A 19,666-nucleotide genomic window follows, 5' to 3' on the forward strand; every position below is an offset into this window, starting at 1 on the left:
GGTCGGGGGGTGCGCCGCCACCGCTTCGTCGTGGGTCGGGCTCAGTACCTCAGTACCTCAGTACCTCGGGCCCTCAGCGCCTCAGGCCCCGACCTTGAGGTCGCGCAGCAGCTTGGCGACGTGGCCGGTTGCCCGCACGTTGTAGAAGGCGTGCTCGACCTTGCCGTGCTCGTCCACGACGATCGTGGAACGGATCACGCCCAGGTAGGTGCGGCCGTAGTTCTGCTTCTCGCCGAAGGCGCCGTACGCCTCCAGCGCCGTCTTCTCGACGTCGGACAGCAGGGTGACCTTCAGGTCCTCGGCCTCGCGGAACTTGCCGAGCTTCTCCGGCTTGTCCGGGGAGATGCCGATGACGTCGTAGCCGGCGCCCGCGAAGACCTCGAGGTTGTCGGTGAAGTCGCAGGCCTGCTTGGTGCAGCCGGGGGTCAGGGCGGCGGGGTAGAAGTAGACGATGACCTTGCGGCCCGCGTGGTCGGCGAGGGACACCTGGTTGCCGTCGGCGTCGGGCAGGCTGAAGGCGGGTGCGGTGTCGCCGGGCTGGAGACGCTCACTCACGGTCGTACTCTCCTGGAAGCTGGGGCGGGCGGTCGTACCACGGCAAACTTACCTCCGATGGTGGGTGGGGCCGCGCGACCGTTCCTGGCAGCTGACACACTGGGTCAGTCGCACCGATCGTACGGATCGGACGGAACAACATCGGCGAGTGAATGGGGTGGCCCGAGTGGGCGACGCGAGCACGCAGGACAAGTCGGCGAGGACGACCGCCCAGATCGAGGCGGACATCGAGCGGACGCGTGACCGGCTGACGGGAACCCTCGACGAGCTGGCCGTCCGCGTCCACCCGAGCACCATCTCCGCCCAGGTCAAGGCCAAGGCGGCGGCCGCCGTCGAGGAGCGGACCGCCCGGGCCTACGTGGCCGCCAGCGGCGTGGTGGAGAAGGTCCGGGCGCAGTTCGTGGACGAGAAGGGGCAGCCGCGCCGCGAGCGGATCGTCCCGGCCGCGCTGGTGGGCGTGGGCCTGGTGCTGCTGGTCGCCTCGGCTCGCAAGCGCCGCAAGGGCTGAGCACCGCGGGACGGAAGGGCCGGGCGCAGCACGCGTGCCCGGCCCTCCGCATGCCCGGCGTTGAGCATGCCCGGCGTTGGGCATGCCCGCGTTCCGCATGCCGGGCCAGCGTCACGCCCCGCGCCCGGGGGAGGTACCTTCGGGACCGTGAGTACGAACCACGAGAGCCACTCGGACCACCTGCAGGAGCACGCCCGCCACGACCGGCTCGGCGAGAAGCTGCCGATCCGGATGCTGCACGACCGCGTGCTGGTGCGCATCGAGGGCGGTGAGGGCGAGCGCCGTTCGACCGGTGGCATCCTGATCCCGGCCACGGCGGAGCTGTCCAAGCGCTGCACCTGGGCGGAGGCCGTCGCGGTGGGCCAGAGCGTGCGCTCGGTGGAGCCCGGTGACCGGGTGCTGTACGACCCGGAGGACAAGCTGGAGGTCGAGGTCCGCGGCGCCACCTACGTGTTGCTGCGCGAGCGCGACCTGCACGCCGTGGCCGCGACCCGGTTCGGCGACACGGAGGGCTCGACCGGGCTCTACCTGTAGGCGCGGCCCGCGGTCCTCGTCGCGGGTCCTCGCGTGGTCGTCCGCGGGTGGGCGTGTCACCTGGTCGGTTCAGTTCCCGTTGTGCCTTCCGGCGCCGCAGCGGACGGTGGGAGCGGCCGGATACGGCCATCCGCCCGTGGGGCGTCCACGGTGACCGCGCGAGGGAAGCCATGACACCGACCGGAGAGAGCGGTGCGGACGCGCGTGTCCGCGTTCGTGTCACGGTGGTGCTCGGTACGGTCGCCGCCCTGTTGGCCGGCTGCTCCTCGCCGCCGAAGAGCGGCCCGACGCCGTCCGCCCCTGCCGGGGCCTCCGCCTCCGCGGGGGCCTCCGCCGCCGGGGCCGCGGAGGTGCGACAGAGTCTCGCGGCGTTCGAGAAGCCGCTCGGTGCGGAGGACGCTCAGCGGGCGTGGGAGGGGTTGGCGGCGGCCGTGGGCGCCGCCTCCGCCCGGGGCGTCGACCACGACACGATCAGCAGGGAGGTCCTGCTGTGGGAGTCGCGCCGGCTGAGTACGCCGGAGGGGCAGCAGACCTTCATGGCCAACGCCGCGGCGCTGAACGGGCGCGTGGTGTCGGTGGGTGGTACCTCGGGGGTGCCGGCACCGACGCTCGGCGCGCCCCCTGCGGGGGGACCGGGGCGGCCGGCCGCGTTCCGGCAGGCGTCGCCGGGCGCCGGGCTGTCCTTCTACTTCGTCAACGGGGTGCTGAACAACTTCGACTCCTCGACGGTGAACGCGAACCTGCTGTCCACCACGCTGAGCGGGCAGTTGGGCTATCCGGTCCGCGTCAACCTCCAGTTCAACGCCTCCAGCGCCAGCATCGCGATGTACACGTACAGCGCCTGTCAGGAGGCGCAGCGCGCCACTGCGGGCAACCCGATCCAGGAGAACCGGGACCTCGCGAAGGCCGTCTGCGGGCTCAGCGCGGCTGGGGCGGTCGTCCTGCCGGACGCGGTCATGGCGGACGTCAGCGGGACGATCACCCGGAAGCTGGCGGATCCGGACTTCGCGTTGGACGGGGTCAACGTGAACCTGCTGAAGAACGTGCAGGACGACCTGGGCAAGGGGCTGCGCGTGGTGCTGATCTCGCACAGCGAGGGCGGCCTCTACCTGCGCAACGTGCTGCCGCGGATCGGCGCCGGGAAGCCCGTCGGGGCGCTCTATATCGCCCCGCCGTTCGGCAGCGGGCAGGAGCTGAACGCCAATCCGACCCGCTATGAGATGTTCGAGTGGGACTGGTTGTTGATGGGGGTCTCCAGCGTGGACTTCACGACCAGGGCCGTGGCTCCGCAGATCGTGTACGACGGCTCCACGGCGTCGCGGTTCAACCTCCACTACCTCTCCAACTATCTGTACTGCGGGTCGGATTCGGCCAAGCAGGCCGGTGACCGGACGCGTGAGCTGGTGGACTTCGTCAACTCGGTTCCGGCCTCCCGGGGCGGTGCTCGTCCGGGGTTGTCCGGGGGCGACGGGCTGCGGCCGGGGCAGGGCGTGCAGGGTTGTCCGGTGCCGCAGCCGGAACAGACCCCGTCCGAGACGCCCACCGAGACGCCCACCGAGACCCCGTCCGAGACGCCCACCGAGACTCCGACGGGGACCCCGTCCGAGACGCCCACCGAGGTGACGCCCTCCGGCTCGCCCTCTCCCTCGGCCGGCGCCTACTACGTCTTCCTGCTCACCAACGTCTCCGGCGGGAACGTCCTGGTGGGCTCGCTGGACGACGTCCAGGGCAAGCGCACGTGCGACTTCGCGGACGGTGGTCTGTGCGCCGATGCCGGCGGTCAGGACGTCCCGGTGCAGTACACCGCCGAGTTGGGCCCGTACCCGACGCTCGTGGATGCCCAGGCCGCGTACTGCGCGAACGCCACCAACCCCCATCCGGGCCCGGGGGCCGCAGGTACCAAGGTTGACATCTTCGGCGGCAGTTACTGGACCGACAACATCGGCTTCGGCTGTCCGACGCCCAGCCCCTGACGCGGGTGGGCCCGCGCCTCGACCGGCCGGGCTTGTCGGTGGTGGGCGCTAGGGTCCCGGCATGAGTGTGCCGGTGATCGGGGTTCGGGAGCGTCGGGCCAGGCTGGGGCGGCGGCAGTTGCTGGCGCCGTCGGTGCGGGCGGCGCGGGTGGAGGACGTGGCCGACGGGGTGGTCGGGCTGCACGCGTCGGACGCGGCCACGGTGTACCTGTCGGCCTGCGCGCGGTTGGCGGAGCCCGCGGCGGCGGAGGTGGACCGGGCGCTGTACGAGGACGTCTCGCTGGTGAAGCTGTTGTCGATGCGGCGGACGATCTTCGCGGTGACGGAGGGCTTCGCCCCGTACGTGAGTTCGGCGGCGGCGCGGGCGATCGCGGCGAAGGAGCGGGCGGGGCTGCTGAAGCACCTGCGGGACCACGCCGAGGGCTGGGACGAGGCCCGGTTGGCGCGGACGGAGCGCGAGGTGCTGGCGGCGCTGGCCGCGCGCGGTGAGGCGACGACCAGGGAACTCTCCGAGGACGTGCCGCAGTTGCGCGAGACGATGCTGATGTCGGCGGGCAAGCCGTATGAGGCGAGGCAGAGCGTGGGCAGTCGGCTGCTGCGGCTGCTGGCCTCGGACGGGCACGTGCGCCGCTGCCGTCCGCGCGGGTCGTGGCTGAGCAGCAGCTACCCGTGGGCGCCGGTGCCGCAGTGGCCGGATGTGCCGGTGCGGGAGGCGAAGGCCGAGGTGGTGCGGCGCTGGCTGGCGGTGTACGGGCCGGGGACCGTGGAGGACGTGAAGTGGTGGACGGGCTGGACGCTGGGGGACGTCCGTAGGGCGCTGGCGGACCTCGGGGTGTCGGAGGTGGCGCTGGCCGACGGGGCGCCCGCCCTGGTGCTGCCGGGGGACGAGGCGCCGGTGGCGGAGCCGGAGCCGTGGGCGGCGCTGCTGCCCTCGTTGGACCCTGCGGTGATGGGCTGGCGCGGGCGGGACTGGTATCTGCGGCCGGAGGACGTGCCGGCGCTGTTCGACCGGGCGGGCAACTCCGGGCCGACGGTGTGGTGGTGCGGCGAGGTGGTGGGCGGCTGGGCTCAGCGCGCCGACGGAAGCCTGGTGTGGCGGCTGTTCCGGGACGTCGGGGCGGAGGCGGAGCGGTTGGCGGGTTGGCTGGGGGAGGTGCGGGTGACGCCGCGGTTCCGTACCCCGCTGGAGCGCGAACTGGTGGCTTAGGGGCGGCGGTTCAGGGCCGGCGGTTCAGGGCGTGGTCGGTGCCGCGGGGCGGCTGGCGGGGCCGCCGGTGGCGCTGGGCAGGCTGGTGGGGCGGGTCGGCTGGGTCTGGCTGGGTTTGGGGGTGGGGCTGGGCTGGTCCGGGCCCGTCGTGGGTTGGGGGGCCTGGGGGCTGGGGGTGTTCGGCCCGGGGGCGGGTCGGTCGGTGGTGGCGGGGGCGCTGGGCGTGTGGTCGGGGGGAGTGCCGGGGGCCTGGCCGGTGCTGGTGGGTGCGCCGCCGGGCGGCGGGGTGGTCGGGGTGGTGGTGGAGCTGGGGCTGGTGCCGGGGGTGAGGTCGGGCCAGGGGGTGGTGGTGGGCTCCTGTCCGGTCTTGAGGTCGAAGTCCTGGGTGGGGGTGCCGTCGAGGGCGGCGGCCGTGTAGGCGGTCCAGATCCGGGTGGGGAAGGCTCCGCCGTTGATCCGGGTGAGTCCTGCGGTGCCGGCCAGCGGTTCCTTGGCGTGGGTCTTCGGGTTCTCCCTGAACAGGCCGACGGTGGTGGCGAGTTCGGGGGTGTAGCCGGCGAACCAGGCGGAGAGGTTGGAGTCGGTGGTGCCGGTCTTGCCGGCTGCCGGGCGGTTCAGGTCGAGGGCGGCGGCGCCGGTGCCGCGGGGGCTGATGACGTCGCGCAGCACGTCGGTGACGGAGTCGGCGATCTCCCGGTCGAGGGCGTCGGTGGGGTTGTGTTCGGGCATCTTGGGGACGTCGACGGCGCCGCCGGTGTTGACGCGTTCGAGTTTGAGGACGGACCAGGGGGTGTGGGCCTGGCCGTGGTTGGCGAAGGTGGCGTAGGCGCCGGCCAGGTCGAGGGCGCTGGGGGTGGCGGTGCCGAGGGTCATCGAGGTGTTGGCCGGGTCCATGCCGCGGACGCTGTCGGGGATGCCGAGTCTGACGGCGGTCTCGCGGACGCGGGCGAGTCCGGCGTCCACGCCCTCCTGGGCGTACACGGAGTTGACGGACTTCACCATGGCGTAGCGCAGGGTGATGTTGCCGTAGGAGATGTCGTCCTCGTTGGGCGGGGCGTAGGGGTTGGGGCCGCCGGTGACGGGGCGTTCGCTGGTGCCGTCGTAGCGGGATTCGGTGGTGATCGGGCGGCCGTCGACGGCGTGTTGGGCGACGAGGCCGGCGGCGAGGTCGATCGGTTTGAAGGTGGAGCCGATCTGGTTGTCCTGGCGCAGTGCGTCGTTGTAGGGCTGCTTGGCGTAGTCGGGGCCGCCGTAGACGGCGACGACCCGGCCGGTGGCGGGTTCGACGGAGGCGCCGGCGACCCGGACGTCGGTGTCGGTGGTGGGGCGGGCCTGGGGGTCGAGTTCGCCGGTGAGTTCGTCCTGGACGGCCTTGGTGAAGGCGTCCTGGCGGGGCTTGTCGAAGGTGGTGGTGATGCGCCAGCCGCCGGCCTTGAGGGTGGCGGCGTCGAGGGTGCCGGAGGAGACGAGGTAGTCGTCGGCGACGCCGACCAGGTAGCCGGCCTGGCCGGCGAGGCCGGTGGCGGGCTGGGGGTCGATCGGGTCGGGGAAGGTGGTGGCGGCGCGGTCGGCGGGGGTGAGGAAGCCGAGTTGGACCATGCCGTCGAGGGTGTAGTTCCAGCGGGCGACGGCCTTCTCGCGGTTGGCGGGGGTGGCGGTCTTGACGTCGTAGAGGCTGGGGGCCTGGAGCAGGGATGCGAGGTAGGCGCCCTGGGGGAGGGTGAGCCGGGAGACGTCGACGCCATAGTAGGCGTGGGCGGCGCTCTGGATGCCGTAGGCGCCGCGGCCGAAGTAGCTGCTGTTGAGGTAGCCGGCGAGGATCTCGCGCTTGTCGCGCTGCTGGTCGACCTTGAGGGCGATGAGCAGTTCGCGGCCCTTGCGCTCGATGGTCTGGTCCTGGGTGAGGTAGTAGTTCTTGACGTACTGCTGGGTGATGGTGGAGCCGCCCTGCATGCCCTTGCCGAGCAGGGTGTTCCAGCCGGCCCGGAGCATGCCCTTCAGGTCGATGCCGCGGTTCTGGTAGAAGGTGCGGTCCTCGGCGGAGACGACGGCCTGCTGGGTGGCGAGCGGGATCCGGTCGATGGTGACGTCGGTGCGGTTGACGGCGCCGGTGCGGGCGATCTCGGTGGTGCCGTCGGCGTAGAGGTAGATGTTGTTCTGGGCGACGGCGTGGGCGTTGGGATCGGGCACCGGGACGATGACGTAGAGCACGGCGAAGCCGCCGACGGCGAGCAGGAACAGTGTGGTGAGGGTGCCGAGGGTGACCCGCCAGGTGGGCAGGAGCCGGCGCCAGAGCGGGAGGGCGCGGCGGGCCTCGCGGCGGGCGGCCCGTTTGGCCTGGCGGCGGGTGCTCAAGGTCATGCCGAGATTATCTGCTATTTGACGCGCGATCAGGCCGGAAAAACCGGGTGCGGGTGGGGTCGTCCGGAGGTACGGTGAAAGGTGAAAACCACATAGCGCACCCGCTTTCGCAGCTCCGCCCGCCCGCCCGGCACCCCCCGGGTACGGCCGGTCGGGGCCGTTGGGGCGTGCGCGGATGTCGAGGGGCGCCTCTCTCTGCTCGTATTTGTCGACAAGGAGACAATATGCTCTACGCCGCCGTTGCCCGCGGCGCCTTCCGCCGCTACTCCACCTACCGGGCCGCCACCGTGGCCGGCACCTTCACCAACACCGTCTTCGGCATCATCCTGGCCTACACCTTCCTCGCCCTCTGGCAGGCCCGCCCCGGACTCGGCGGCTACGACCAGAGCCAGGCCGTCACGTACATCTGGGTCAGCCAGAGCCTGCTGGTCACCGTCGCGGTCTGGGGTGGCGGCTTCCAGGACGACCTCCAGGACCGCTTCCGCAGCGGCGACATCGCCGTCGACCTCTACCGCCCGGTCGACTTCCAGGGCTGGTGGCTGGCCTCCGACCTCGGACGGGCCGGCTTCCAGGCGCTGGTGCGCGGCACCGTGCCGATGCTGATCGGCGCCCTGGTGTTCCGCATCCGACTGCCCGAACACCCGCTGACCTGGGCGTTCTTCCTGCTCTCCGGGCTGCTGGCGGTGGTCGTCAGCTTCGGGCTGCGCTTCCTGGTCTCGATCACCGGCTTCTGGCTGCACGACTCGGAAGGGGTGCGCTCGGCGATGCTGGTGGTCTCGATGTTCTTCTCCGGGATGCTGCTGCCGATCGCCCTGTTCCCCGGCTGGCTGGGCGCGCTCGGCCGGGTGCTGCCCTGGTCCGCGCTGGTGAACGTGCCCACCGACGTCTTCCTGGAGCGGACGCGGGGCACCGCCGTGCTCGGGGCGCTCGGCTTCCAGCTCGGCTGGGCGGCGGTGCTGCTCGCCGCCGGGCGGGGCGCCCAGTGGCTCGCCACCCGCAGGGTGGTGGTGCAGGGTGGCTGAGCAGCTGGTGAGGCTCCACCGGGAGCCCTTCACGGCCCGCACCGCCTGGGCGCTGCGCTCCTGGTGGCTCTGCGCCCGGATGTGGATGCGCTCGATGATGGCCTACCGGGCCTCCTTCGCGCTGAACCTGGCGGCGAGCGTGGTCATCCACGCCCTCGACTTCGTGGTGCTGGTGGTCATGTTCCTGCACACCGACCGGCTCGGCGGCTGGAGCCTGCCGGAGATCGCCTTCCTGTACGCCACCGCCGCCTTCTCGCTCGGCGTCGCCAACCTGCTGGTCGGCTCGGCCGAGTCGCTCGGCGCGCGGATCGTCAGCGGCTCGCTGGACACCATGCTGATCCGGCCCGCGCCCGCGCTCTCCCAGCTGTGCGCGGAACGCTTCTCGCTGCGCCGGCTCGGCCGCCCGCTGCAGGCCGTGGCGGTGCTGGTCTGGTCACTGGCCGCGCTGGACGTGCACTGGACCTGGGACCGGGTGCTGCTGGTGCCCGTCCTGCTGGTCTGCGGCACCGTCATCTTCGGCGCGATCTACATCGGCGGCGCCACCGTCCAGTTCTGGTGGGGCGAGTCCAAGGAGATCCAGAACTCCTTCACCTACGGCGGCGCGACGCTGCTGCACTACCCGCCGACGGTCTTCGCCAAGGAACTGGTCGCCGGGGTCGTCTTCGGCGTCCCGCTGGCCTTCGTCAACTGGCTGCCCGCGCTGCGCATCCTCGGCCGGCCCGACCCGCTCGGCCTGCCCACCGCCTTCCAGTTCGCCTCCCCGGTCGCCGCCGCGGTCTGCGTCCTCGCCGCCGGGCTCGCCTGGCGGGCCGGGCTGCGCGCCTACCGCGGCACCGGCAGCTGAACTCCCCCTGACCAGAAGGAGCCCACCATGGCACTGATCGAACTCCAGGACGTCCGCCGCAGCTTCACCGTGCGCACCCGCACCGGCCGGTTCAGCCGGGCCAAACGCGAGGTCCGCGCGGTGGACGGGCTCAGCTTCACCGTCGAGGCCGGCGAGTGCGTCGGCTACATCGGGCCCAACGGGGCCGGCAAGTCCACCACCATCAAGATGCTCACCGGCATCCTCGTCCCCAGCTCCGGGCGGCTGCGGGTGGCCGGGGTCGACCCGGCCCGCGAACGCGTCGCGCTGGCCCGCCGGATCGGCGTCGTCTTCGGGCAGCGCACCACCCTCTGGTGGGACCTGCCGCTGCGGGACTCCTTCGAACTCGCCCGCCGGATCTACCGCGTCCCCGACGCCCGGTACCGCGGGAACCTCGACCGCTGCGTCGAACTGCTCGACCTCGGCGGCCTGCTGGACACCCCGGTGCGCCAGCTCTCGCTCGGCCAGCGGATGCGCGGCGACCTCGCGGCGGCGCTGCTGCACGACCCCCAGGTGCTCTACCTGGACGAGCCGACCATCGGCCTGGACGTGATCAGCAAGGGCCGGGTGCGCGAGTTCCTGCGCGAGGTCAACCGGGACCGGGGCACCACCGTGCTGCTCACCACCCACGACCTGACCGACATCGAGCAGCTCTGCGGCCGGGTGATGGTGATCGACCACGGCCGGGTGGTGTACGACGGCGGGCTGGAGGGCCTGCACGCCGCCGGCCGCAGCGAGCGGACGCTGGTGGTGGACCTCGCGCAGGAACTCGCCCACCCGGTCGAGGTGCCCGGGGCCAGGGTCACCAGGGTCGAGGGGCCGCGCCAGTGGCTGGCCTTCCCGGCCGAGGAGAGCGCCGCGCCGATCGTGGCGGCGGTCGCCGCGCGCTACCCGCTGGTGGACCTGTCCGTGCGCGAGCCGGCCATCGAGGACGTGATCGCCCGGATGTACGCGGAGGTCGCGATCGGCTGACGGGGACGGGCGCGGATGCCTGAAGGGACGGGCGCGTACGGCTGACGGGGACGGGCGCGCACGACTGGAGGGGGCGGGCGTACGGCGGCCGGATGCCGTGCGCCCGTTCGTCGTTCGGCGGCGCGTTCGGCTCTCCTTCGCCGGTGTGGGTGATCACCGTGACCCCCGGCCGCTGACGCGAGTTGACCGGATGTCACCCGCCGATGCCGGAAACCGGAGGCTCCCCGCCCGATGGCCCTACCCGACGTGACCGTGGTGGTCGCGGTCCACAACACCATGCCGTACCTCACCGCCTGCCTGGACTCGCTGGTCGGGCAGTCCCTGGCGCCGGGGCGGCTGGAGGTGGTGGCCGTGGACGACGGCTCCACGGACGGCGGTGGGGAGCTGCTCGACGAGTACGCCGCCCGCCACCCCGGGCTGTTCACGGTGGTGCACCAGGCCGACTCGGGCGGCCCGGCGGGCCCGGCCAACCGCGGCATGCAGCTGGCCCGCGGCCGCTACGTGCTGTTCCTCGGCGCGGACCACCGGCTCGGCGAGGAGGCGCTGGAGCGGCTGGTCACGGCCGCCGACGCCTGGGGCTCGGATGTGGTGGTGCCCAAGCAGGCCGGGGTGAACGGGCGGCCGGTGCCGCAGGGGATCTTCCACGCCGACGCCGAGTCGGTGGACTTCACCGACTCGGCGCTGGCCTGGGCGCTGGCCGACACCAAGCTCTTCCGGCTCGACCTCCTCCGGCGCCACCGGCTGCGCCGCGACGAACGGCTGAAGGTCTTCTCGGACCAGCCGTTCACCCTGGAGGCCTGCCTGCGGGCGGCCAGGGTGTCCGTCCTCGCCTCCTACGACTGCTACTTCCCGGTGCCGCGCGAGGACCGGAGCGACCTCACCGAGCGGGCCGGGGTGCTGGACCGGCTGCGCGGGATCACCGCGCTCCAGCAGGTGGCCGCCGAACTGGCCAGGCCGGGCGAGGAGTCGGACGCCATCCGGGTGCGCGGCTTCGGCCGGGACGTGCCGCGCCTGCTGCAGGACGGCTTCCTGCTGCTGGCCGACGACATGCAGGAGCGGGTGTGCGTCGAGGTCGCCCGGCTGATCGAGCGCTTCGGCGCCCGCGAGGTGTACCACCGGCTGCCGGTCGCCGAGCGGGTACGGCTCGAACTCGCCTGCGCGGTACGGCCGGAGGCCCTGCGCCACCAGATCCGCTACGAGGCGGCGCACGGCGATCCACCCGTGGTGGTGGACGGGCGGCGGCGGTTCGCGGGCTACCCGGCGTTCCGGGACGCCCGGCTCGGGCTGCCGGACGCGCTGTTCCTGCTGCCGGAGGAGGACTCGGGCGCCGCCGTGGCGCAGGCCGCGCCGCGGCTCGACCTGGCGCGGCAGCTGTGGCGCGGACTCGTCCCGGAGCAACTGCGCCGCGGACTGCGGCGCCACCCGGCATGGCGCCGGCTGGCCGACTCGGTGAACGGAGGACGGGAATGAGCCTGGACGTCTGCGTGGTCGGGCTGGGCAGGCTGGGCCTGCCCCTGGCGGTGCAGTTCGCGCTGAAGGGCCACCGGGTCACCGGCGCGGACATCGCGCCCGGTGTGGTGGAGAGCGTCAACCTGGGCGTGCCGCCGTCCCCCCGGGAGGCGGGCCTGGAGCAGGTGCTCAAGCGGGTCGTCGCCGAGGGCTTGCTGCGTGCCACCACCGACACCACGGGCGCGGTAGCCGGGGCCGAGGCCGTGGTGCTGGTCGTCCCGCTGGTCACCGCCACCGACGGCAGTCCGGACTTCACCGCGCTCGACGCGGCCACCGACGCCGTCGCGGCCGGGCTGCGCCGGGGCACCCTGGTCAGCTACGGGACCACCCTGCCGGTCGGCACCACCAGGGAGCGCTGGGCGCCCCGGCTGTCGTCCCGCTCGGGCCTCGCCGCCGGGACGGACTTCGCGCTGGTGTTCAGCCCGGAGCGGGTCCGCACCGGACGGGTCCTCGCCGACCTGCGGCGCCACCCCAAGCTGGTCGGCGGCCTGGACGCGTCCTCGACCCGGCGCGGCGCCGAGTTCTACCGGGCGGTGCTGGACTTCGACCCGCGCCCTGACCTGCCCCGGCCCAACGGCGTCTGGGAGCTGGCCTCGGTGGAGGCGGCCGAGTTCAGCAAGCTCGCCGAGGCCACGTACCGGGACGTCAACATCGCGCTGGCCAACCAGTTCGCCCGGTACGCGGACGAGGTCGGGGTGGACTTCGCGGAGATCGCCGACGCCTGCAACTCGCAGCCGCACAGCCACCTGCACCGGCCGGGCATCGCGGTCGGCGGGCACTGCGTCCCGGTGCACCCGCGGCTGTACCTGTGGAACGACCCGGGCGCGACGGTGGTCCGGGCGGCGCGCGAGGCCAACCTGGCGGTGCCGGGGTACGCGGTGGGCGTGCTGGCGGGGGCGGTGCCGGGCGGGATCGCCGGGCAGGGCGTGCTGGTGCTCGGGGCCTCCTACCGGGGCGGGGTCAAGGAGACGGCGTACTCCGGGGTGTTCCCGCTGGTCGAGGCGGTGCGGTCGGCCGGCGGGCGGCCGTACGTCAGCGACCCGCTGTACGGGGCCGAGGAGTTGGCGGCGCTCGGGCTGCCGCCGTACGGCGGGGAGCCGGTGGTGGCGGCGGTGCTGCAGGCGGACCACCCGGAGTACCGGGACCTGTCGCCGGTGGACCTGCCGGGGGTGCGGGTGCTGCTGGACGGGCGGCGGTGCACGGACCCGAAGCGCTGGGCGGGCGCGGAGGTGCGGCGGATGGTGCTGGGCGGGGAGTGAAAGCCGGTCCCGTGTCGGTCTCGGGCCCGGTCTCGGGCCCGTTCTCGCCGGGCCCGTTCGGCGCGTGACGCCTGGCGGGGGCGCGTGATCGCGAGGCGCGCCCCCGTCCGCACCGGGCACCGGGCAGACTGGCGGGGTGAGTGACGATGCCTTCAGCGGGACCGGCCACGGGGTCCGGTTCACCGCGGCCGACGAGCAGAAGAGACGCGGCGTCCGCCGGATGAAGACCATCGCGACCGGCCTGCTGGCCTTCGCGACCCTGGTCTTCGCCCTGTCCAGCTGGGCGAAGGCGGCCGGCGCCGGCCCCTGGGCGGGGTACGTGGCGGCCGCCGCCGAGGCGGGCATGGTCGGCGCGCTGGCCGACTGGTTCGCGGTGACCGCGCTGTTCCGCCGCCCCTTCGGCCTGCCGATCCCGCACACCGCGATCATCCCGACCAAGAAGGACGCCTTCGGCCGCTCGCTCGGCGAGTTCGTCGGCGAGAACTTCCTCTCCGGCCACGTGGTCCGCGGCCGCCTGGCGGCGCTCGGCATCGGCCGGCGGCTGGGGGAGTGGCTGGCCGCGCCGGGCAGCGCCGAGCGGGTCACCAAGGAGGCCTCGGCGGCGCTGCGCGGCCTGCTCGCGGTGCTCCGCGACGACGACGTGCGGGCGGTGGTCGCCGAGGCGGTGACCAGGCGGGCCGCGGCCACCTCGGTGGCCGAGCCGATGGGCCGGATGCTCGGCAAGGTGGTCGCCGACGGCGGGCACCACGGGGTGGTGGACCTGGTCGCCGTCCGGGCTCACGGCTGGCTGACCGCCAACCACGAGGACGTGGTCCGGAAGGTCACCCAGAAGACCCCGGGCTGGACGCCCCGGTTCATCGACCACCAGGTCGGCGAGCGGGTCTACAGGGAGCTGCTGCGCTTCGTCACCGAGATCCGGGACGACCCGAACCACCCGGCGCGCGGCGCGATCGACAACTTCCTCGCCGACTTCGCGACCGAGTTGCAGACCGACCCGGAGACCATCGCCAGGGTCGAGCGGGCCAAGGGCGAGCTGCTGGCCCGCCCCGAGGTGCAGGACCTGATCAACTCCACCTGGGCGGCCGTGCGCACCCTGGTGATGGGTGCGGCCGAGGACGAGGACAGCGAACTGCGCCGGCGCATCCGCGACGGCGTGCGCGGCTTCGGCGAGCGCCTGGCCACCGACGCCAAGCTGCAGGCCAAGGTGGACGGCTGGCTCCAGGACGCCGCCCAGTACCTGGTCGACACCTACCGAACGGAGATCACCTCGCTGATCTCCGAGACGGTGGCGAGCTGGGACGCCGACGACGCCTCCCGCAAGATCGAGGCCAACGTCGGCCGCGACCTCCAGTTCATCCGGATCAACGGCACCGTGGTCGGCGCCCTGGCCGGGCTGCTGATCCACACCGTGGCGGTCGCGCTCGGGGGCTGATCCCGGGGACGGCGGTGCTCGGGGCCGATCCCGGGGACGGCGGCGCCGACTCGGGCCTATCCTGGGCCGAAACCACGCGATACGCGCGTAGAGGCACGGAGCAGGAAGAAGGGAACCACCGTGGTCCAGCCGGACGGAAGTCGGATCGGCCCCAGTGACATTCGGAACGGCGACAGCCGGACCGAGCCCGCGGACCGGAGCATCGAGGCGTTCATCGCCGGGATGCCCAAGGCGGAGCTGCACGTCCACCACGTCGGCTCGGCCTCGCCGCGCGTCGTCGCGGAGCTCGCCGCCCGGCACGCCGGGAACTCCAAGGTGCCGGTCGACCCGGCGGCGCTCGCCGAGTACTTCACCTTCACCGACTTCGCGCACTTCATCGACGTCTACCTGAGCGTCGTGGACCTGGTCAGGGACGCCGAGGACGTCCGCTCGCTCACCTACGGCGTGGCCGAGGACATGGCCCGGCAGAACATCCGGTACGCCGAACTGACCATCACCCCGTACTCCTCGGTCCGCCGGGGCATCCCCGACGTCGCCTTCATGGAGGCGATCGAGGACGCCCGGCTGCGCGCCGAGAAGGAACTCGGCGTGGTGCTGCGCTGGTGCTTCGACATCCCGGGCGAGGCCGGGCTGCAGTCGGCCGAGGAGACGGCCCGGCTGGCCACCGAGCTGGCCCCCGAGGGCCTGGTCAGCTTCGGCCTGGGCGGCCCGGAGATCGGCGTGCCGCGCCCCCAGTTCAAGCCGTACTTCGACCGGGCCCGGGCGGCCGGCCTGCGCAGCGTCCCGCACGCGGGCGAGACCACCGGGCCGGAGACGGTCTGGGACGCCATCCGGGTGCTCGGCGCCGAGCGCATCGGGCACGGCACCCAGGCGGTGAAGGACCCGGCGCTGGTCGACTACCTGGGCGAGCACCGCATCCCGCTGGAGGTCTGCCCGACCTCCAACATCGCCACCCGGGCCGTGGAGCGGATCGAGGACCACCCGATCAAGCAGATGGTGGACTCCGGGCTGCTGGTGACGGTCAACAGCGACGACCCGCCGATGTTCGGCACCGACCTCAACACCGAGTACGCGGTGGCGGCGCGGCTGCTGGGCCTGGACGAGGCCGGGGTGGCCGGGCTGGCCCGCAACGCGGTCGAGGCCTCCTTCCTGGACCAGGCGGGCAAGACCCGGCTGGCCGGGGAGATCGACGCCTACCTGGCGGGCTGGCGGCGGGCGTAGGCGCCCCCGAACCCGCCCCCGAACCCGCCCCCGAACCCGCCTCCGAACCCGCCTCCGAACCCACCTCTGAATCACCCTTTGGACCGCCCCGTCGACCTCCGGTCGGCGGGGCGGTCCTGTCGTCGGCGCCGGCCGGCGCCGACTCCGTTGGGGTGATGGCGCCAAAGTGGTGCCACAAATGGCTCGACATGGCGCCATCGCCGTGCCAAGCTATCGGCCATGGACCTCACGCCCTACGTGGAAAACCTCCGGAACGAGCTCGCGGTGGCCGCCGCCACCGGCGGGGAGGAGGCCCGCGCGCTGGCCGAGCGGCTGACGCTCCCGCTGGAGTCGGCCGTGCGGCTCACCCTGCTCAACGCGCTCTCGGCCGCCATGGGCGAGGTCACCCGTGATCTCGCCCCCGGCTCGGTGGACGTGCGCCTGCGCGGCCTCGACCCGGAGTTCGTGGTGACGGCGCCGCCCGGCTCGGGTGCCTTCCACGGCGATCTGGCGCCGCTGGCGCCATCCGTGGCGCCAATGGTGCCGGCGGTGCCACCGGTGGTGCCTCCGGTGGCACCTTCGGGGGTGCCTTCCGGGGTGCCGGAGGCGGACGAGACGGGCACGGCCCGGATCAACTTCCGCCTGCCCGCCCACCTCAAGGCCAGGGCGGAGGAGGCCGCCGCCGAGGCCGGCCTCTCGCTCAACGCCTGGCTGGTCCGGGCCCTGGCCGGTGCGCTCGAGGGCGGCGAGCCGGCCCGCCGCCCGGCGGCCGATCCGGGCAGCCGGATCGCGCGCAGCATCGGCGGCGAGGGCTTCACCGGCTGGGTCCACTAGCACTTCCGCAGTACCGGGATCGTCTGCACCACCTTCTGCACCTTCGACGTCACCCCCGCTCCGACCAGCGGGAACACCCACACGAGTCAAGAGGACGGGACAGCCATGCCTACGTACGAGACCGACGGACCGATCTCCGCCATCCTCGAGTTCGACATCGGCTCGGTCTGGATCAAGGCGAGCAAGCGCACCGACACCGTGGTCGAGGTCCGGCCCGCCAACCCGGCCAAGGAGGCGGACGTCAAGGCCGCCGAGCAGACCCAGGTCGACTTCTCCGGCGGTCGGCTGGGCGTCAAGGCCCCCAAGCAGCGCTCCGTCTTCACCAGCAAGAAGGGCGCGATCGAGGTCCTGGTCGAGCTGCCGATCGGCTCCGAGGTCCACAGCGAGTGCCCGATGGCCGAGTTCATCACCGAGGGGCCGCTCGGCGCCTGCCGGCTGAAGACCTCGCTCGGCCGGATCCAGGTCGAGCAGGCCGACAGCGTGCGGCTCGACAGCGGCTTCGGCGACGTCCGGCTCGGCGGGACGGCCTGGGACGCCGAGGTGACGGGCGCCGGCCGGATCGAGATCGGATCCGTCGGGGGCCGGCTGACGGTCAAGAACAGCAACGGCGACACCGAGATCGACGAGGTGCGCGGCGAGCTGCACGCCAACGCCTCCAACGGCCGGATCCACATCGGCGCCGCCGAGGGCAACGTGGACGCCAAGTCGGCGCACGGCCACATCCGGGTCGACCGGGTGGTCCGCGGTCAGGTCACCCTCCAGACCAACGTGGGGGACGTCGAGGTCGGCATCGCGGAGGGCACCGCGGCCTGGCTCGACGTGCACAGCAAGGTCGGCGGCGTCCGCAACGACCTCGGCCCGACCCAGGGCCCGGGCGACGCGGTGGAGACGGTCGAGGTGCGCGGTCGCACCCAGGTCGGCAACGTCATCGTCCGGAGGGCGTGATGGCGGCGGCCTCGGGGGGCCCGGTGGTCCCGGTGAACCGGACGGTCCCGGCGATCTCGGCGACGGCCCTCACCAAGTCCTACGGGGACAAGCCGGTCCTGAGGGGCGTCGACCTGGAGGTCCCGGCGGGCAGCGTGTTCGCCCTGCTCGGGCCCAACGGCGCCGGCAAGACCACCACCGTGCAGATCCTCTCCACCCTGATCCCCGCCGACGGCGGCTCGGCCCGGGTGGCCGGGCACGACGTGGAGCGCGAGGCCGACGCGGTGCGGCGGGCGATCGGGGTGACGGGCCAGTTCTCGGCGGTGGACAATTTGCTCACCGCCGAGGAGAACCTGCTGCTGATGGCCGACCTCAACCACCTCCGCCGTCGGGAGGGGCGGAGGCGGGCGGAGGAACTGCTGCGGCGCTTCGATCTCACCGAGGCCTCCCGCACGGCCGTCACCACCTTCTCCGGCGGCATGCGGCGCAAGCTCGACCTCGCGATGACCCTGGTCGGGGATCCGAAGGTGATCTTCCTGGACGAGCCGACCACCGGGCTGGACCCGCGCAGCCGGCGCACCATGTGGGAGATCATCCGGAGCCTGGTCGCCGACCACGGGGTGACGATCCTCCTCACCACCCAGTACCTGGAGGAGGCCGACCAACTCGCCGACCGGATAGCCGTCCTGGACGGCGGCCGGATCGTCGCCGAGGGCACGGCCGAGGAGCTGAAGCGGTTCGCCCCCGGCGGGCGGATCCGGCTCCGGTTCGCGGACGCCGGCCGACTGGCCGCCGCCGCGGCGCTGTTCGAGTACGCCACGGCGGACACCGAGGCGCTGCGGCTGGAGATCCCGGGGGACAACTCCGTCCTCACCGTGAAGGCCGTGCTGGACACGCTCGACAACGCGTCCGTACCGGCCGAGTCACTGGTCGTGGAGACGGCCGACCTGGACGACGTGTTCCTTCAACTGACCGGGGAGGGCGTGCGATGAGCACGGCCACGGGCACGGCCGGCCACGCGTTCGGCGACTCGCTGACCATGCTGCGCCGCAACCTCAAGCACGCGCTGCGGTACCCGTCGCTGACCTTCGCGGTCGTGGTGACGCCGGTCATGATGCTGCTGCTCTTCAACTACGCCTACGGCAGCACACTGGGCGCCGGGATCGGCGGCGGCCACTACATCGACTACGTGACGCCCGGCATCGTGCTGATGGCGGCCACCTCGGGGTCGCTGGTCACCGCGATCGGCATCTGCACCGACATGACCGAGGGCATCGTCAACCGCTTCCGCACGATGGCGATATCACGCTCCGCCTTCCTGGCGGGGCACGTGGTCGGCAGCGTCATCCAGACCATGATCGGGCTGGTCCTGGTGGTCGGTACGGCCCTCGCGATGGGCTTCCGGCCGAACGCCGGGCCGGTGGAGTGGCTGGCCGCGGCGGGCCTGCTGCTCTTCCTCACCGTCGCCCTGACCTGGATATCGGCCGGCATCGGCCTGGTGGCCAAGACGGTCGAGAGCGCCAGCAACCTGCCGATGCCGCTGCAGTTCCTGCCCTTCGTCGGCAGCGCCATCGTCCCGACCGACTCCATGCCGACAGCCATGCGCTGGTTCGCCGAGTACCAGCCGTTCACCCCCATGATCGAGACCCTGCGCGGGCTGCTGATGGGCACCGGGATCGGCGCCGGTGCCTGGAGCGCCCTGGCCTGGTGTACCGGGCTGACGCTGGTCGGCTACTTCTGGTCGCGGAGCGTCTTCCACCGGCGGTGACGGGGGGACGGCCGGTGGGCCGGGCGGCCCGGACGGCGGAGCACCCGTCGCCCGGGCCACCCGGCGGCCCCGTAGTAAAGTCCCGGCAAAGGGCAACTCCGGGGGGAGCAAATGACGGTGGCGCGCCGCAGGCAGGTCGTGTGGTGGCTCCGGGGTGCGGCGCTGGCGGCCTTCCTGGTGTACCTGCCGGGGTACTTCGCCTCCCGGCAGGGCGGGCTGATCGAGGTCGAGCGTTGGCTGAACCACCCGGTGCTGCTGCTGGGGACGGCGGTCGCGCTGGCGGTGGCCTCGGCCGTGGCCCAGGTCGAGTTCCGCACCAGGTGGGCGCAGATCGGCTGCGCGGCCGTCCTGTCACCGCTCCTCTTCATCGGGGCGGCGGTGGGGGCCCTGGCGTACTACTTCGGTGGGGACGGCCGGCTGGTCGCCCGCACCCCCGACCCGAACCGCGCCGACCACGTGCTGAGCGTCACCGACGTCGCCTTCTCGATCGACCCGGTCTACCGGGTGGAGTTGCTGACCGGCAGCGGCTGGTCGGCACGCCACTGGGGCCTCGGCACCTGGGAGGAGCACGACGGCTTCGTCAGGGCCGAGTGGTCCGGTCCGGACCGGATCACGGTGACCTTGGAGAAGGAGATCGAGGTCTTCACCGTGGGCGAGGACGGCGCACTGGGCGGCCCCTCGGTGACGCCGAGGCCCCGGTAGGCCCGGCGGTGCGGTCCGTGCCGAAGTCCGGAGAGGAAACCGTG

Annotated in this window: 18 protein-coding genes; 16 read left to right on the plus strand and 2 right to left on the minus strand. The window is 73.0% G+C overall.

Annotated elements, in window-relative coordinates:
• Positions 1-81: 81 nt before the first annotated feature.
• On the minus strand, positions 82-555 hold the full coding sequence (gene bcp / locus ACGF13_RS30115) for a thioredoxin-dependent thiol peroxidase (RefSeq protein WP_392881052.1): 474 nt from the start codon (positions 553-555) through the stop codon (positions 82-84).
• 166 nt (positions 556-721) lie between these two features.
• Here bcp and ACGF13_RS30120 point away from each other — a divergent pair, with 166 nt between their 5' ends.
• The 4 genes from ACGF13_RS30120 to ACGF13_RS30135 all read left to right on the plus strand — a co-directional run bounded on the left by ACGF13_RS30120 (position 722) and on the right by ACGF13_RS30135 (position 4,777).
• Positions 722-1,063, plus strand: a complete 342-nt coding sequence (locus ACGF13_RS30120; protein ID WP_392881054.1) for a DUF3618 domain-containing protein — start codon at positions 722-724, stop codon at positions 1,061-1,063.
• A gap of 231 nt (positions 1,064-1,294) precedes the next feature.
• The gene (locus ACGF13_RS30125) at positions 1,295-1,597 is read left to right on the plus strand and encodes a co-chaperone GroES (protein WP_049655715.1); all 303 of its coding nucleotides are present in this window, start codon (positions 1,295-1,297) and stop codon (positions 1,595-1,597) included.
• 170 nt (positions 1,598-1,767) lie between these two features.
• Positions 1,768-3,570, plus strand: coding sequence for a hypothetical protein (locus tag ACGF13_RS30130; protein ID WP_392881057.1), 1,803 nt, complete (start codon positions 1,768-1,770; stop codon positions 3,568-3,570).
• A gap of 61 nt (positions 3,571-3,631) precedes the next feature.
• Positions 3,632-4,777 carry a winged helix DNA-binding domain-containing protein gene (locus tag ACGF13_RS30135; protein WP_392881060.1) on the plus strand — a complete coding sequence of 382 codons (1,146 nt, stop codon included), beginning with the start codon at positions 3,632-3,634 and terminating at the stop codon, positions 4,775-4,777.
• A 24-nt stretch (positions 4,778-4,801) separates the two neighbouring features.
• Here ACGF13_RS30135 and ACGF13_RS30140 read toward each other — a convergent pair whose 3' ends face one another.
• Positions 4,802-7,138 (minus strand): transglycosylase domain-containing protein, encoded by a 2,337-nt coding sequence (locus ACGF13_RS30140; RefSeq protein WP_392881061.1) that lies wholly within the window; start codon positions 7,136-7,138, stop codon positions 4,802-4,804.
• 224 nt (positions 7,139-7,362) lie between these two features.
• On the opposite strand from ACGF13_RS30140, the gene ACGF13_RS30145 reads away from it, so the two are divergent.
• From ACGF13_RS30145 to ACGF13_RS30200, 12 genes are all read left to right on the plus strand, one after another.
• Entirely contained in the window at positions 7,363-8,160 is a 798-nt protein-coding gene (locus ACGF13_RS30145) for an ABC transporter permease (RefSeq protein ID WP_392881063.1), read from the plus strand.
• The gene (locus ACGF13_RS30150) at positions 8,153-9,004 is read left to right on the plus strand and encodes an ABC transporter permease (protein ID WP_392881065.1); all 852 of its coding nucleotides are present in this window, start codon (positions 8,153-8,155) and stop codon (positions 9,002-9,004) included. Before ACGF13_RS30145 ends, ACGF13_RS30150 begins: the two co-directional genes overlap by 8 nt.
• A gap of 27 nt (positions 9,005-9,031) precedes the next feature.
• Entirely contained in the window at positions 9,032-9,994 is a 963-nt protein-coding gene (locus ACGF13_RS30155) for an ATP-binding cassette domain-containing protein (RefSeq protein WP_392881066.1), read from the plus strand.
• A 231-nt stretch (positions 9,995-10,225) separates the two neighbouring features.
• The gene (locus tag ACGF13_RS30160; RefSeq protein WP_392881069.1) at positions 10,226-11,464 is read left to right on the plus strand and encodes a glycosyltransferase family 2 protein; all 1,239 of its coding nucleotides are present in this window, start codon (positions 10,226-10,228) and stop codon (positions 11,462-11,464) included.
• A 2-nt stretch (positions 11,465-11,466) separates the two neighbouring features.
• Positions 11,467-12,762, plus strand: coding sequence for a nucleotide sugar dehydrogenase (locus tag ACGF13_RS30165; protein WP_392881362.1), 1,296 nt, complete (start codon positions 11,467-11,469; stop codon positions 12,760-12,762).
• Between the two features lie 136 nt (positions 12,763-12,898).
• Positions 12,899-14,194 (plus strand): DUF445 domain-containing protein, encoded by a 1,296-nt coding sequence (locus ACGF13_RS30170; protein ID WP_392881071.1) that lies wholly within the window; start codon positions 12,899-12,901, stop codon positions 14,192-14,194.
• Positions 14,195-14,353: 159 nt separating this feature from the next.
• Positions 14,354-15,415 (plus strand): adenosine deaminase, encoded by a 1,062-nt coding sequence (locus ACGF13_RS30175; RefSeq protein WP_392881365.1) that lies wholly within the window; start codon positions 14,354-14,356, stop codon positions 15,413-15,415.
• Positions 15,416-15,634: 219 nt separating this feature from the next.
• Positions 15,635-16,228 carry a toxin-antitoxin system HicB family antitoxin gene (locus ACGF13_RS30180; RefSeq protein WP_392881073.1) on the plus strand — a complete coding sequence of 198 codons (594 nt, stop codon included), beginning with the start codon at positions 15,635-15,637 and terminating at the stop codon, positions 16,226-16,228.
• 105 nt (positions 16,229-16,333) lie between these two features.
• On the plus strand, positions 16,334-17,173 hold the full coding sequence (locus ACGF13_RS30185; protein WP_392881076.1) for a DUF4097 domain-containing protein: 840 nt from the start codon (positions 16,334-16,336) through the stop codon (positions 17,171-17,173).
• Entirely contained in the window at positions 17,173-18,144 is a 972-nt protein-coding gene (locus tag ACGF13_RS30190) for an ATP-binding cassette domain-containing protein (protein ID WP_392881078.1), read from the plus strand. Before ACGF13_RS30185 ends, ACGF13_RS30190 begins: the two co-directional genes overlap by 1 nt.
• The gene (locus ACGF13_RS30195) at positions 18,141-18,920 is read left to right on the plus strand and encodes an ABC transporter permease (protein WP_392881081.1); all 780 of its coding nucleotides are present in this window, start codon (positions 18,141-18,143) and stop codon (positions 18,918-18,920) included. Before ACGF13_RS30190 ends, ACGF13_RS30195 begins: the two co-directional genes overlap by 4 nt.
• Before the next feature lie 111 nt (positions 18,921-19,031).
• Positions 19,032-19,622, plus strand: coding sequence for a hypothetical protein (locus ACGF13_RS30200; RefSeq protein WP_392881083.1), 591 nt, complete (start codon positions 19,032-19,034; stop codon positions 19,620-19,622).
• Positions 19,623-19,666 lie beyond the last annotated feature (44 nt).

It is taken from the genome of Kitasatospora sp. NPDC048286 (genome assembly GCF_043201735.1).
In the GTDB taxonomy this organism is placed as follows: Bacteria; Actinomycetota; Actinomycetes; order Streptomycetales; family Streptomycetaceae; genus Kitasatospora.

What these genes read in the sequence shown, in the direction of transcription:
- ACGF13_RS30130 (WP_392881057.1), top strand. Translation starts at nt 1,768, where the DNA reads ATGACACCGACCGGAGAGAGCGGTGCGGACGCGCGTGTCCGCGTTCGT.
- ACGF13_RS30200 (WP_392881083.1), top strand. Translation starts at nt 19,032, where the DNA reads ATGACGGTGGCGCGCCGCAGGCAGGTCGTGTGGTGGCTCCGGGGTGCG.
- ACGF13_RS30190 (WP_392881078.1), top strand. Translation starts at nt 17,173, where the DNA reads ATGGCGGCGGCCTCGGGGGGCCCGGTGGTCCCGGTGAACCGGACGGTC.
- ACGF13_RS30135 (WP_392881060.1), top strand. Translation starts at nt 3,632, where the DNA reads ATGAGTGTGCCGGTGATCGGGGTTCGGGAGCGTCGGGCCAGGCTGGGG.
- ACGF13_RS30145 (WP_392881063.1), top strand. Translation starts at nt 7,363, where the DNA reads ATGCTCTACGCCGCCGTTGCCCGCGGCGCCTTCCGCCGCTACTCCACC.
- ACGF13_RS30155 (WP_392881066.1), top strand. Translation starts at nt 9,032, where the DNA reads ATGGCACTGATCGAACTCCAGGACGTCCGCCGCAGCTTCACCGTGCGC.
- ACGF13_RS30160 (WP_392881069.1), top strand. Translation starts at nt 10,226, where the DNA reads ATGGCCCTACCCGACGTGACCGTGGTGGTCGCGGTCCACAACACCATG.
- ACGF13_RS30180 (WP_392881073.1), top strand. Translation starts at nt 15,635, where the DNA reads ATGGACCTCACGCCCTACGTGGAAAACCTCCGGAACGAGCTCGCGGTG.
- ACGF13_RS30185 (WP_392881076.1), top strand. Translation starts at nt 16,334, where the DNA reads ATGCCTACGTACGAGACCGACGGACCGATCTCCGCCATCCTCGAGTTC.
- ACGF13_RS30195 (WP_392881081.1), top strand. Translation starts at nt 18,141, where the DNA reads ATGAGCACGGCCACGGGCACGGCCGGCCACGCGTTCGGCGACTCGCTG.
- ACGF13_RS30140 (WP_392881061.1), bottom strand. Translation starts at nt 7,138, where the DNA reads ATGACCTTGAGCACCCGCCGCCAGGCCAAACGGGCCGCCCGCCGCGAG.
- ACGF13_RS30125 (WP_049655715.1), top strand. Translation starts at nt 1,295, where the DNA reads ATGCTGCACGACCGCGTGCTGGTGCGCATCGAGGGCGGTGAGGGCGAG.